The following is a 13,790-nucleotide window of genomic DNA, read 5'->3' as shown; positions in this document are numbered from 1 at the left end:
TAATCTACTAGTGCCCTTTAACGAAATGGCTGCTTCCAGCAGTGGGGATTCATAACTAAAAGAGGTGTCTTTATTGAGCAGTATCACCGTAGCCAAGGTATTGAATAACAATGTTATCATTGCCGAGCATCCCCAATATGCCGAAGTAGTCGTGATTGGTAAGGGGATTGGCTTTAACCGCAAAGTACGCGATCATATTAATCTGTCCTCCGTAGAGAAGATGTTCATTCTCCGCAGCCGTGAGGAGCAGGAACAATATAAACAGCTCGTCCCCCAAGTTGATGAGAGGCTGATTGAGGTAGTCCAGGAGATTGTACTTCATATCATGCATAGCAGCCGTCAGCCGCTGAATGAGCATATTCATATTGCCCTTACTGACCATATCTCATTTGCCATACGTCGCCATGAACAGGACATTGCCATTCATAATCCGTTTCTGTATGAGACCAAGGAGATTTATCCCGAGGAATACAGCATGGCTGAATATGCGGTTGACCGGATTAACGAGGCCATGGGCGTTACGCTCCCGGCAGATGAAGTGGGTTTCGTTGCATTGCATATTGTCAGTGCGATCAGCAACAGACATATCTCGGAGGTTAAGGAGCATTCCCAGCTCATCGGGGACCTTGTGAATCTGGTTGAGAACATTCTTGAGTATCATATTCCGCGTGAATCGCTGGATTACTCCCGGCTGGTGACACATCTGCGGTTTGTGCTGGAGAGATTGCGCCGGGGAGAAGCGGTGCTGGAAACGTCGTCACTAGATGGACTTATGAAGCGTGAGTATCCTGAGATGTATTCGTTATCCTGGAAGTTGACCAAGGTGATTGAGCAGCGTATGCGCATCCCTGTGTACCCCGCAGAGGTTAGCTACCTGACGATACATTTGCAGCGTCTGGCGCAGAAAAAAGAAGATGAGGCAGATATGCGGCAGAGCACTGACGGCCAATGACTTTTTTTGCAAAAGTGACTTGCAAGTTCAAATAAACGGTGCTAAACTGGGTTCAGTTAAGAAACAAAACAGAATATCCAACGTGTAACTGATACGATCAGGCATGAGTGATTTACAGTATTTTGGTTGTTTAATCCCCTGTTGGGGTAATCTAACTTTAGAGTTAGATTACAACCTGTATGCTGTATTGCTCATGCCTTTTTTGACTTTGTTGGCTTCTGTTGAATGAACATAAAGAAACTAAGGAAGTGACCACAATGTTCAAAAAGCTATTTGGCGTCCTGCAAAGAGTCGGCAAAGCGCTGATGCTTCCAGTGGCGATCTTGCCTGCGGCTGGCCTGCTTCTTGGGATCGGCAATATGCTGGTAAACCCTGATTTTCTTCAATACGTGCCTGCGCTGGAGAATAGCGTAGTTCAAGCTATTGCTAACGTATTGATGAACTCGGGGCAAGTAGTCTTTAACAATCTGTCGCTGCTATTCGCAGTCGGTGTAGCCATAGGTCTGGCTGGCGGTGAAGGTGTGGCGGGGCTTGCTGCAATCATTGGTTATCTCGTAATGAACATTACGATGGGTACGGTAGTAGGCGTTAATGATTACGTACTCAGCCAGGGCAACTTTGCTTATGCTAATGTGCTAGGGATTCCAACACTGCAGACCGGGGTCTTTGGCGGTATTCTCGTCGGGATTCTAGCGGCTTCAATGTACACAAGGTTTTTCAAAATCGAACTGCCATCCTACCTTGGATTTTTTGCAGGTAAACGATTCGTTCCAATCATGACTGCGGTTACGTCTCTGATCCTTGGCCTTGTCTTGACGTTGGTATGGCCACCGATTCAGCATGGTCTGAACTATGTATCGCAGAGTATGATCGATACAAACAAGACACTTGCCGCCTTTATTTTCGGTTTGATCGAGCGCTCGCTCATTCCGTTCGGCTTGCACCATATCTTCTATTCGCCGTTCTGGTATGAGTTCGGCAGCTATGTTGATAAAGCCGGCGATCTGATTCGCGGAGATCAGCGCATTTTCATGCAACAGCTTCGCGATGGTGTGCCGTTCACAGCAGGTACGTTTACTACAGGTAAATATCCGTTTATGATGTTCGGACTTCCCGCTGCAGCGCTGGCGATCTACCATGAGGCAAGACCGGAGAACAAGAAAGTTGTCGGCAGCTTGATGATTTCCGCCGCGCTGACCTCGTTCCTGACGGGGATTACCGAGCCGCTGGAATTCTCATTCCTGTTCGTAGCTCCGCTATTGTTCGCGGTACACGCCGTATTTGCAGGACTCTCCTTTATGACAATGCATCTTCTGAATGTGAAGATTGGGATGACGTTCTCCGGCGGTTTTATCGACTTTGTGCTCTTCGGGATTATCCCGAACCGTACACACTGGTGGTTGGTGATTCCGGTAGGACTGGTTCTCGCGGTGATTTACTACTTCGGATTCCGGTTCGTTATTCGCAAGTTTAACCTCAAGACACCAGGTCGTGAGGACAAGAGTGAAGACACCGAGGTGAATACGGCCAGCGTGTCAACCAGCGGAGATGATCTGCCGCGTAATATTTTGGCCGCCCTGGGCGGTAAAGAGAACATCACCCATCTGGATGCCTGCATCACCCGCTTGCGGGTCGAGGTTAAGGATAAAGGCGGGGTCGATAAGAACCGGCTGAAGAAGCTGGGCGCCTCTGGTGTGCTGGAGGTCGGTAACAACGTGCAAGCGATTTTTGGCACCCGTTCCGATACAATCAAGTCACAGATTCAAGATGTCATTAGCGGTAGAACACCGTCTCCGGCCACAGCTGACCCGCAGCCAGTTCTTGAGAAGCAAGCTGGTGAAGAGGGCGATGCAATTATTCCTGAGGATATTGTGTCACCAGTAAACGGGGAACTGCTGGATATTACGCAGGTGCCAGATGCCGTGTTCTCGCAAAAAATGACGGGTGATGGCTTCGCCTTCCTATCGGTTGACGGTAAAATCGCTTCACCGGTATACGGCAAAGTATTTAACGTATTCCCAAGCAAGCATGCCATCGGCATCATGTCTGATGGGGGCAAAGAAGTTCTTGTTCATATCGGTGTGAACACCGTTAAGCTAAAAGGGCAGGGCTTCACTATTCTTGTAGAAGAAGGGGATCTTGTAGCGGCTGGACAGCCGATTATGGAAGTGGACCTGGAGTATGTGAAGGCTCATGCGCCTTCCGTTATTTCACCGGTTATATTCTCTAATCTGCCTGAAGGTTCCTCCGTTACGCTCAAGAAACCAGGTAAGGTATCCATTGGCGATAAGGATATTATCACCATACAGTAATGTGCAATGGCCTGGCACTTCCTTTATAATTTAAAGGGAGTGCAAGGTCTTTCACCATAAATTAACTTATACCTAGAAAGCGAGTTGGATATTATGCAAACAACATTCAGAATTATCGACGAAGATGGAATTCACGCTCGTCCGGCAACAGCGCTGGTGAATACAGCTACAAAATTCAAAGGTACTGAAGCTTTTGCGGAAGCTAAAGGCAAGAAAGTAACCCTGAAATCTATTCTGGGTGTATTGTCCCTTGGTCTTGAAGCGGGCGACACCTTGACCCTGATTACTGAAGGCAGTGAAGAAGCAGAAGCTTTGAACGCACTTCAAGAAATCATGGTTAAAGAAGGGCTGGGAGAAGTTCATGAGTAAGATTTCAGGAATCGCGGCTTCAGCAGGGATTGCAGTAGCCCGTGCGTTTATCCTGGAACACCCGGATTATTCCATTGCGAAGACAGTCATCAGCGACACCGAAGCGGAAGTTGCCAAGCTGAATGACGCACTGGAGAAGTCCAAAGCCGAGCTGACGGCCATCAAGGAACGCACTTTGGCTGAACTGGGCGAGAAGAAAGCGGAGATTTTCGAATCACATCTGCTGATTCTTGAAGACCCAGAGCTGATAAGCCCTGTAATTGATAAAATTCGTGAGGAACTGGTCAATGCAGATTATGCGTTGAACGTAGTTGCCGCACAATTTATTGAGATGTTCGAGAACATGAAGAGTGCGTACCTGCAGGAACGCGCTGCTGACATGCGAGATGTAACCAAACGTGTGCTGAACCATTTGCTGGGCATTCACTATATCAGCCCAGCTGAGATCAGTGAAGAGACTATTGTTATTGCTGAAGATTTGACGCCATCGGATACGGCGCAACTAAATCGCCAGTATGTTAAGGGCTTCACGACTAACATTGGTGGACGTACTTCCCACTCGGCGATTATGGCGCGCTCGTTGGAGATTCCGGCTGTTGTCGGAACGAAGAATGTTCTCTCCCAGGTGAAGGCTGGCGATCTTGTGATCGTGGACGGACTTAACGGGGATGTCATTATTAACCCAACTGATGACGTAGTTGCTGAATATAAGAAGAAACAGGAAGCTTACAATCTGCAAATTGCAGAATGGAAAAAGCTTCGTGATGAGCCGACCGTTTCAGCGGACGGCAAGCATGTGGAACTGGCTGCGAACATCGGAACTCCGAACGATGTGAACGGAGTTATCGACAATGGCGGGGAAGCCGTAGGTCTTTACCGTACAGAATTCCTCTACATGGGCCGTGACAAGCTGCCTTCCGAAGAGGTTCAGTACAATGCGTACCGCACGGTGCTGGAGAACATGAAAGGCAAACCGGTTGTTGTGCGTACGCTGGACATCGGCGGTGACAAGGAACTGCCGTATCTGGATCTGCCGAAGGAAATGAATCCATTCCTCGGCTACCGTGCGATCCGACTTTGTCTGGATCGTCAGGATATTTTCCGCACACAGCTTCGCGCACTCTTGAGAGCAAGCGTGCACGGTGATCTGCGGATCATGTTCCCAATGATTGCTACGCTCGGTGAATTCCGTGCAGCCCGCGATCTGCTGCTTGAAGAGAAGAGCAATCTGATTGCGGAAGGCAAGGAAGTCTCCGAGAACATCCAGCTCGGCATTATGGTGGAAATTCCATCCACTGCAGTGCTGGCTGACCAATTCGCCAAGGAAGTGGACTTTTTCAGTATTGGAACGAACGATTTGATCCAATACACAATGGCCGCTGACCGGATGAACGAGCAGGTTTCCTACTTGTATCAACCGTACAATCCGGCTATCCTGCGTCTGGTTAAAATCGTAATCGATGCTGCTCACGCCGAAGGCAAATGGACCGGCATGTGCGGCGAGATGGCTGGTGACAGCACAGCGATTCCGCTGCTGCTGGGTCTCGGTCTTGATGAATTCAGTATGAGTGCTACTTCCATCCTGCCGGCGCGCAGCCAGATTTCAAAGCTGTCCGCTGCTGATATGAAGGAATTGGCTGCTAAAGCGTTGCAACTAGGCACTGCTGAAGAAGTGGCTGCGCTGGTGCAAAGTATCAACAAGTAAGATTTCGCCAAGGTTTTCCCGTTTTACTCACTTTTCCGAACTCTTTTGCCGGCCCTTCGGGGCCGGTTTTTTTTATGGGTCTGGGTACTCCGCCAATATTTTATACAGGTGAATTAATTTCATAAATCCAATTCGGATTGAAATCCGAATTATGAAATTTGATTCTGTTATCTGGCGGACTTTATACTTTCTATACAGCGTTTGTGTTTTTTGGACAACTTAAATGCACAGTGGTGTCCGCCGATAGTATAGTAGTAGGTAGGAAGTATAGTGATACACCCAGACATGTGAACTTACGGTTACATATTATAGAAATATGTAGGGGCCAACGAGTCATGAGTAGAAGCAAATTCCTGATTACTTATAGATGTCTTGCAGAGCAGTGCAAGTATTAATATGGCGTCTAATGGAAATATATGGACTTAAAAGCTCCTTGTTTCAAGACAGGGAGTGACTCAGGATGGTGATTACAAATGAACAGCAATTATATAAATGCAGAATCTGCGGTGGAACTTTACGAGGACAAGGATCTGGGTCTAACGTATACACCTGGGAGCAGTATATTTAAAGTTTGGGCACCTGCGGCCTTTGCCGTGTCCCTGGTGTTGTATGAGACCGGTGGAAATAATCTTCCGGAAACTGGAAGCGGCATCAAGGACAACGGTAAGATCGTTCAGATGCAGCGCCAGGTTACCGGCGTATGGCAAGCCACGGTTCACGATGATGTCAAAGGGAAGTACTACATGTACCGGGCTGTTTTCTCCGATGGAACCATCCGGGAAGCCGTAGATCCTTATGCAGTGGCCGTATCGGCTAACGGTACGCGGACAGCGATAGTAGACCTGAGAGATACCGATCCATTGCATTGGAACAGCGATATCTCGCCAAGATTGGCTCATCCGGCAGACGCTGTTATTTATGAGCTGCATGTGCGTGATTTCTCCTCACACAGTAGCTCGGGCATGCAGTACAAGGGACTTTTCAAAGCCTTCACAGAAACCGGACTAACGGATGCGAACGGAAATACCCTTGGTATTGACCATCTGGTCGAGCTGGGCATCACTCATGTGCATTTGCTGCCAGTGTTCGATTATCAGACAGTTGACGAGCTGAAGCAGGATGGCCCAATTGCGGCAGCGCCGCATTTTACCGACTATAACTGGGGTTATGACCCGCAGAATTATAATGTCCCGGAAGGTTCCTATAGCACTAATCCTTCTGATCCGGCTGCCCGTATCCTTGAACTTAAGGAACTGGTGCAGGCGCTGCATAGTCACGGGATCGCTGTGATCATGGATGTTGTCTACAATCATACTTTTTCGGTGGAAAAAGGACCCTTTGATGCATTAACACCGGATTATTTCTACCGTCGTGATGTGTATGGCCAGCTATCGAACGGCTCAGGTGTAGGAAATGAAGTTGCTACGGAGCGTCCGATGGTGCGCAAATATATTAAAGATTCCCTGGCCTACTGGGCAACGGAATATCATATTGACGGCTTCCGGTTCGATCTTATGGGACTGATGGATCGTGTAACGATGCGGGAGATTGCCGAGGAGCTGCGGCTGGAGATTAATCCCGACCTGCTGCTGTACGGCGAACCATGGACAGGCGGAGATTCCCCGCTGCCGGACAAAACGCTGAAGGGTGCGCAGCGAGGCAAAGGTTACGCTGTGTTCAATGACAACTTTCGTTCGGCCATTAAAGGGGATAGCGACGGTTGGGGCAAGGGCTTTGCCACCGGGGAATATGGTAAGGAAGGCGAGGTAGCGTCAGGTATCCAGGGGGCCATTTATGATTTTGCCGACTCGCCGGTGGAGACAGTGAACTATACTACAGCTCATGATAACCTCAACCTGTGGGATAAAATATTGACCGTTCAAGGCCTGCGCGAAAATGCCGCTCTGCCGGAACTGGAGAACGGTAGGCTGAAGAATGGAGGCAGTGTAGAGGCTGCTGTCGCTTTCGCTAATCCCTATGTCACTGTGGACAAAGGGGATGTTTTGAAGAATGAAACGGTTCGCCGTTCTCTTTTGGCCAATGGGATTGTGCTGACTTCACAGGGCGTACCGTTCCTCCATGCCGGGGACGAACTGTTGCGCAGCAAATATGGTGATCATAACAGTTACCGGAGCAGCGATGTCATCAATGGGATTCGTTGGGATAACAAGCAGGTATTCAAACCTGTATTTCAATATTATAAAGGCTTGATTGCCTTGCGGCGGTCCCATCCGGCCTTCCGCCTGCACGGACGTGAGGAGATTGAACGTTGTCTGGAAATTCTGCGCTGCGACAGCGGGATCGTATCCTATATACTCAAGAATCATGCGGGGGGCGACTCGTGGCGGAATATTGTTGTTATTTTTAACGCCAATCCAGGGACTGTAACCCTCTGTCTTCCAAATGTTGCTGAACGCTGGAATGTGGTGGTGGATCATTCTGCTGCAGGTCAAGATGCCTTCCGGCTGATTGAAGGCAGCGAGGTCGAGATTGAAGGGCTGTCCATGATGGTGCTATACGATGTGTACGGAGAACCGGGCCCCCGGTCCAAAGTGGTCGAGGTGCATTATGAGCGACCGGATGGCGATTACCGGGGCTGGAACTTGTGGGTATGGGATACAGGCATTCAGGATGGTCAGTGTGATTTTCGGACATTGGAGGATGGACGCGCGGTAGCCCGCATAGAAGTGATGCCGGAAGTGGAATCCATCGGCTACATTCTGCGCCTGAATGACTGGGAAGAGAAAGACGGGGAAGGCGATCGTTTTATCGATTGTCCTCCAGGGGAAGATGTCATCCGGGTGTTGATCCTTGAGCGTGAACAAGGGAACGGCGGGGCGACCGTTGAACATTTGCAGCTAATGACCTAATGGAGAACGGTTGCCTTGCTAACATGGGGGTGCCTAAGCGGAAGCGCGACTAAGAATGAAGTATGAATCAGAGTTAACTCAAAAAGGCTGTTCATCCGGTCCTATCGCAGTGGTAGTCCTGGTGAACAGCCTTTTAACTATCAGGGAGAAGCAATCTGCCGCCTCAGCCATTCTTTTGCACAACATATTCTTCTTCCATATTCTGATTGTAGAGATTAGACTGATTACCGCCGCAGCTCTTGGAGTAGTACATCGCAACATCGGCGGCATGCAGTAGTTCATTGATAGTGCTGCCGTGCTGCGGATAGAGGGCTACGCCGATGCTGGCCGAGGTGTGGAAGTCGGAGCTATTCTGTAAGGACCATGATTTGCTGAACAGATGAAGTACCCGTTTTAGCATTTCCTCTAGTCTCTCAGGGCTTGTGAAGCGGTGTAGTACCACTGCGAATTCATCTCCACCAATGCGGAAGGCCTGGCCCACGCCTTTGACCGTCTGCTGCAGCTCACCCGAGAGTAACTGCAGGAACTCGTCACCGGCAAGATGACCGAGTGTGTCATTAAGCTGTTTGAAACGGTCGCAGTCGAGCATTGCAAGGGCGACTTCCTGTCTGCGCTCCGGTGGCTGTGAGATCAGATTTTCCATGTACATGATGAAATGCGCTCGATTGGGGATGGAGGTCAGATGATCATAGAAGGCTAGCTTGTGCAGCCGTTCTTCATATTGCTTCCGCTGGGTAATTTCCCGGGATACCAGCATGAATTGCGCTGGAAAGGCACCGCTGTCCTGCACAGGTGTGACCTTGGTCTCCAGCCATACCCAATGCCCCTCCGATCCACGCATGCGAAGCTCTGAGGTCCGCGGTGTTCCCTGGACAATGCTTTTCAGCTTGGCCCAGGCGATTTCCGGCTCACGGATATAATTGGACAGAGGCACGCCTTTTTGTGGAATATAGCCCAGTATAGCTGAGTGGGAAGGGGAGGCGTACAGGATCAGTCCGTTCGGATCAGTCAGAATAATGAAGTCGGACATCTTCTCACCGATCAACTGATAGAGGTTCTGTTCCTCTAGTTTTTCATTTTGGAGAGTGAGGATTTTGCGGCCCAGATAAATAATGACCACGAGGAGTCCGGATAATAGAATTGTGAATAAGGCAAACAGGGTGACTTTCTTGCTTTGAAATTCATGGCCCAACTGTTCGGTATTACTCAGCCCTGCCTGATGAGGTTGATAGTCTGTACTAAGGATTTGTTCGGAGCTCTGGTACATATCGCTGTCCAGCAAACCCGAAAGCTTGCTGAGGCTGTTATTCAAATAGACCAGTGAAGCGATGCTGATGCCGATCAGAAGCACAGAGATTGAGGAGAACAATAGAATCAATTTTCTTCGTATGCTAACTTCGTACATACCAGCCACTTTCATTCACTCCTTCAAACCTATTCGCGGTAGGGACTTCGGCCTCACCATATTACCCAGTACAAATGGTAGTTTTCTTTACTATACCAGAATTTTCAAATCTCACATACAGGATTATCTATGATGTAAGATGCAGGAAGCATAAAGCGTTCATTGTTTCATCTGCTCTAAGTTTCAAAAATATTGAGGGGCCTGTTGCCTTATTCATATTCCGGCTTCTGAGACCTAGTACATAGTTTTCAACTAAGCGGTGTAGTGGATTGTCCATCTAAGCACAAAAAACTGTCACCTACCCATAATCATGGGAGGTGACAGCCGAACTAATAAGTCTTTAGACCTTGCAGGTGCTTAATCAACACGAAGTGCATGAATCGGCCGCAGTCTTGCTGCCTTATTCGCAGGCATCATTCCGAAGACCACACCGATCAACAGGGAAAAGAGGAACGATACCAGCACCATATTCCAGGCGATGGATACCGAGAGCGGGGAATAGTGGCCGAGCAGCCAGCTACCCCCAACTCCAATTCCCACGCCGATGATCCCGCCGAGGCCACTAAGGACAACGGATTCGATCATAAACTGGGCCAGAATATCGAGCTTCTTGGCTCCAATCGCTTTGCGGACGCCAATCTCTCGTGTTCGTTCGTTAACCGACACGATCATAATGTTCATGATGCCGATGCCACCAACCAGCAGCGAGATTCCGGCGATGCCAGCGAGCGCCATCGACAGGGTATTGGTTGTAGAATTGACTGTATCCAGCATTTGCTGGGAGTCGAATACGGTGTAGGCATTGGTAGCATTGCTGAATTTAGCAGCCAAAATGCCTTCAAGCCGGCTCTTAACCGTAGCTACAGTATCTGCTGAAGTGGTAGCTATCGTAATAGAGCGCACGCCTTTGCTTTGCAGCTGGCGTTCTGCTGTAGAGATGGGAATCAGGATCTTGTCGTCGTTGGAGCCCCCAAGGCTGCTGCCCTTGGTTTCCAGCAAGCCGACGATTTTGTAGCTGATGCCATTTAACTGGACAGTCTGCCCGACAGGACTATCTGTGCCGAACAAATCATTCGCTGTACTGGAGCCGATCAGAGCCACCTTTTGCCGATACTGGGTATCAATATCCAGCAGAAAACGTCCGGATTGGACGTGAAAATCCTTCACATCCTCATAGGAAGGTGTAATGCCCTCCACAGAGACACTGACATTATCCGTATTATGCTTGGCCGTCACATTGCCGCTGATTACCGGTGCTACATCCTTGACACCTGGTATATCGCCCAGCGCCAGCGCTTCATCGTAAGTGAGAGAGGTGGTTGCTCCGCGTCCGGTAATATTGACAGTCAATTGATTGGTCCCTAGTCCGTTCAACTGCTCGGTTATTTGTGAGGTAGTGCCCTGGCCTACGGATACGAGAATAATGACGGAAGAGACGCCGATTATAATTCCCAGCATGGTGAGCAGAGAGCGGACCTTGCTGCTGTAGATGCTTTTTAATGCCATTCTCATGCTTTGAAATAACTTCACCTACGCCTTCCTCCGATCTTCCACGAGATTGCCATCCTGTATGCGTATAATGCGGTTGGCCTGTTCGGCGATCTCCAGGTCATGTGTAATCAGGATAATCGTATGGCCTTGCTCGTTCAGTTGTCTGATCATTCCCATCACTTCCTTGCCGGTCCGGGTGTCGAGCGCCCCGGTGGGCTCGTCAGCAAGCAGGATAGGCGGGGAGCCTGCCATCGCCCGCGCAATAGCCACCCGCTGCTGCTGTCCGCCGGACAGTTCGGCCGGCCGATGGTGCATGCGGTCACCCAGACCGACCTTGGTCAAGGCTTCCTCGGCAAGCTGCCGCCGTTGCCGGTGCGATAGTCCCCGGTAAACGAGAGGGAGCTCCACATTTTCCACAGCCGAGAGCTTCGGAAGCAGATTGAAGCTCTGAAAAATAAAACCGATCTTCTCGTTGCGTATGGCTGCGAGCTTGTTGTCGGATAGCTTGCGGATCTCTTGTCCGTCTAGAAGGTAGCTGCCTGTATCCGAAACATCCAGGCAGCCGAGCATGTTCATAAGTGTGGACTTGCCGGAACCGGAAGGGCCGATAATCGCTACGAACTCGCCAAAGTTTATCGTAAACGACAGGTTCTTCAGGACGGTCATTCGCTCACCAGCCATGGTATAGCCATGACTCATGTCACTGACCTCGATTAGCGTACCTGATGTACTCATTGTCCTCCACCCCGAGTCCCTGTACCGCCACCGCCTGTACCAGCACCGCCCGTACCAGCCCCGGCTCCGCCAGAGCCGCCAAAGCCACCGCCGCCGTTTCTTCCGCCTCCACCGAAGCCACCGGACCCTGGAATACCGCCGGTCGCACCGCCGCCACCGCCGCCGAAACCACCAAAGCCACCGCCGCCTTGACCTTGCTGAGCTGCTGCGCTATTACCGGAAGAAATGACGGTTGGAATCACGACTTGATCGCCTTCTTTAAGGCCGCTGGTAATTTCCATGCGACTCTCGTCATGCAGGCCTACTTCAACAGTGATCATTCGTTGGGCAGGTGTTGTGCCAGTTCCAGTACTGGTTCCTGTTTTCGCGGCTTGCCCCATACCCCCGCGGGTGCCTCGGGCACCGCCACCGTAAGCTCCGGTTCCACTGCCTGCACCCCCAAAGCCGTCACGGCTCCCAGCTGCAGGCGTACTGCCCGAACCGGAACTACTACCGTCTGTTCCGTCAGGAGCTGCGCCGCCTGCACTACCTGGAGCCTGTCCAGCACCTGCAGATCCGGTGCCCTCCCCGGTTCCGGCCGCTCCAGAGGTTGCCGGCACGGCAACCATGTAAGTGCCGTTTCTATCCCGGACAGCTTCTATTGGTACGGTTAGGACATCTTTTTTCTCAGCCGTCGTAATGGACACTTCTGCTGACATTCCTGCACGAGCGCCCTTGGAATCTGTTAAATCTACCGTGACATCGAACAGAGATACGCCATTGGAGCTGGTGCCTTCATTGGCAATAGCGGTTACTTTTCCCTGATACTTCTTATCCGGCAAAGCGTCCAGCTTAATGGCGGCCGGCATACCGAGCTCGACCGACGGAACGTCCAGCTCATCAACCTGAACGACAGCGCTGAGATTGGAATAATCGGTAATGTCGATCAGTTCCGAGCCATCCATGGCTTTTTCACCATCCGAAATGTTTACCGCTGTGACAGTGCCGTCAATCGTGGCAGTCAGTGGAGCAGGCGGCACCATTGATTCCTCTACAGAGGCAACTTTATACTTCTGATTCTCGATATCTGTCTTTGCTTTATCAAGTGAACGTTTGGAGCTTTTTACTTGATCCTCTGGGGCACCGCTATCAGCCAGCTTGTGATACTGGTCTTGCTTGTCTTCGAGGTCTAACTGGAGGTTGGCCAGGTTGTTTTTTTCCTGCCGAAGACTGTCACTGAGGTCTGCTCCTTCGAACGTAATCAAGGTTTGTCCCTTTTTAACGACATCGCCCTCCTTGACTAGTACCTTCAGAACTTTGCCGGAGTCCTTGGTTTTGACCTTACCTGTACGGGGAGCTGTCACAGATCCTGCACCGGTAACACTCACCACAATGTCGCCTTTCGTAACTGAAGCTGTATTGAGGGGGATTTCGGCCAAAGCGCTGCTTTTGTCAGGCAGATAGGCGTAAACCAGCAGTCCAGCTGTTACGACCGCCGCTGCCCCAATGGACAGTAGTGCTACTTTCTTCTTCTTCATCGTTGTCCTCCATTTAATCGTTAAATTTCTGGATCATTACTTGCTGCTGCCTGAAAATATCAAATGTGGCTGAATGCTAGCTGAAAATTGCGGCCAAAACCGGCCTTTAACCTTAAAGTCAGCTTAAAGGAAGATAAAGATTTGCCCAAATTTGTCCGGCTTGCCAATGCCAATGAATTTGCATATAATAAAGTGACATATCTTTTCATAGGGAAAGATGAATGAACATTTGAAAGAACTGCCAAATGCAGTGATGGAGAAGAGTACGCAGTGCCTGACTTACAGGGAGGAGACGCCGTTGATTGAGAGCGTTTCTAAGGATGCAGAGCTGCTGAAGTTCACTCCGGAGCAGTTCCCTGAAATTATCCAAGAGGCTTAGGTCCTCTGGCAATGGGTAGGGGATACCGGCCGCAGACCGTTACTTCTGCATAAAG

General features: G+C 50.0%; 9 protein-coding genes and 1 other annotated feature (1 of these 10 cut by a window edge). Of the genes, 5 read left to right on the top strand and 4 right to left on the bottom strand.

Translation table 11 applies throughout. The annotated features are described in order from the left end of the window. Positions 1–73 precede the first annotated feature (73 nt). The 5 genes from glcT (at position 74) to pulA (ending at position 8,208) form a co-directional block, all read left to right on the top strand. Complete coding sequence (glcT, locus tag ACFVU8_RS14880; RefSeq protein WP_175374102.1) at positions 74–952, top strand: glucose PTS transporter transcription antiterminator GlcT; 879 nt, start codon at positions 74–76, stop codon at positions 950–952. Between the two features lie 257 nt (positions 953–1,209). Then, complete coding sequence (gene ptsG / locus ACFVU8_RS14875; RefSeq protein ID WP_379465066.1) at positions 1,210–3,264, top strand: glucose-specific PTS transporter subunit IIBC; 2,055 nt, start codon at positions 1,210–1,212, stop codon at positions 3,262–3,264. 93 nt (positions 3,265–3,357) lie between these two features. Continuing rightward, the gene (locus ACFVU8_RS14870) at positions 3,358–3,633 is read left to right on the top strand and encodes an HPr family phosphocarrier protein (RefSeq protein WP_175374104.1); all 276 of its coding nucleotides are present in this window, start codon (positions 3,358–3,360) and stop codon (positions 3,631–3,633) included. Continuing rightward, entirely contained in the window at positions 3,626–5,338 is a 1,713-nt protein-coding gene (gene ptsP / locus ACFVU8_RS14865; protein WP_387428155.1) for a phosphoenolpyruvate--protein phosphotransferase, read from the top strand. Before ACFVU8_RS14870 ends, ptsP begins: the two co-directional genes overlap by 8 nt. 473 nt (positions 5,339–5,811) lie before the next feature. Continuing rightward, positions 5,812–8,208: a type I pullulanase gene (pulA, locus tag ACFVU8_RS14860; protein WP_387428153.1), complete on the top strand. Its 2,397-nt coding sequence runs from the start codon at positions 5,812–5,814 to the stop codon at positions 8,206–8,208. Between the two features lie 163 nt (positions 8,209–8,371). On the opposite strand, the gene ACFVU8_RS14855 is transcribed toward pulA, so the two are convergent. From ACFVU8_RS14855 to ACFVU8_RS14840, 4 genes are all read right to left on the bottom strand, one after another. Beyond that, positions 8,372–9,613, bottom strand: coding sequence for a diguanylate cyclase domain-containing protein (locus tag ACFVU8_RS14855; protein WP_387428765.1), 1,242 nt, complete (start codon positions 9,611–9,613; stop codon positions 8,372–8,374). Positions 9,614–9,970: 357 nt separating this feature from the next. Next, a complete protein-coding gene (locus tag ACFVU8_RS14850) occupies positions 9,971–11,143 on the bottom strand; it encodes an ABC transporter permease (RefSeq protein WP_175374108.1) in 1,173 nt (390 codons plus the stop codon). Further along, positions 11,144–11,839 (bottom strand): ABC transporter ATP-binding protein, encoded by a 696-nt coding sequence (locus ACFVU8_RS14845; RefSeq protein ID WP_387428152.1) that lies wholly within the window; start codon positions 11,837–11,839, stop codon positions 11,144–11,146. Further along, positions 11,836–13,356 carry an efflux RND transporter periplasmic adaptor subunit gene (locus ACFVU8_RS14840; protein WP_387428150.1) on the bottom strand — a complete coding sequence of 507 codons (1,521 nt, stop codon included), beginning with the start codon at positions 13,354–13,356 and terminating at the stop codon, positions 11,836–11,838. The genes ACFVU8_RS14845 and ACFVU8_RS14840 overlap by 4 nt, the downstream gene beginning before the upstream one ends. A gap of 241 nt (positions 13,357–13,597) precedes the next feature. Further along, positions 13,598–13,790: a binding site (T-box leader), on the top strand (it continues 100 nt past the right edge of the window).

Source organism: Paenibacillus sp. NPDC058177, from assembly GCF_042883835.1.
In the GTDB taxonomy this organism is placed as follows: domain Bacteria; phylum Bacillota; class Bacilli; order Paenibacillales; family Paenibacillaceae; genus Paenibacillus_AQ; species Paenibacillus_AQ agri.
The sequence above is the reverse complement of the archived record's forward strand: the minus strand, read 5'-3'. Positions and strand labels throughout refer to the sequence as shown.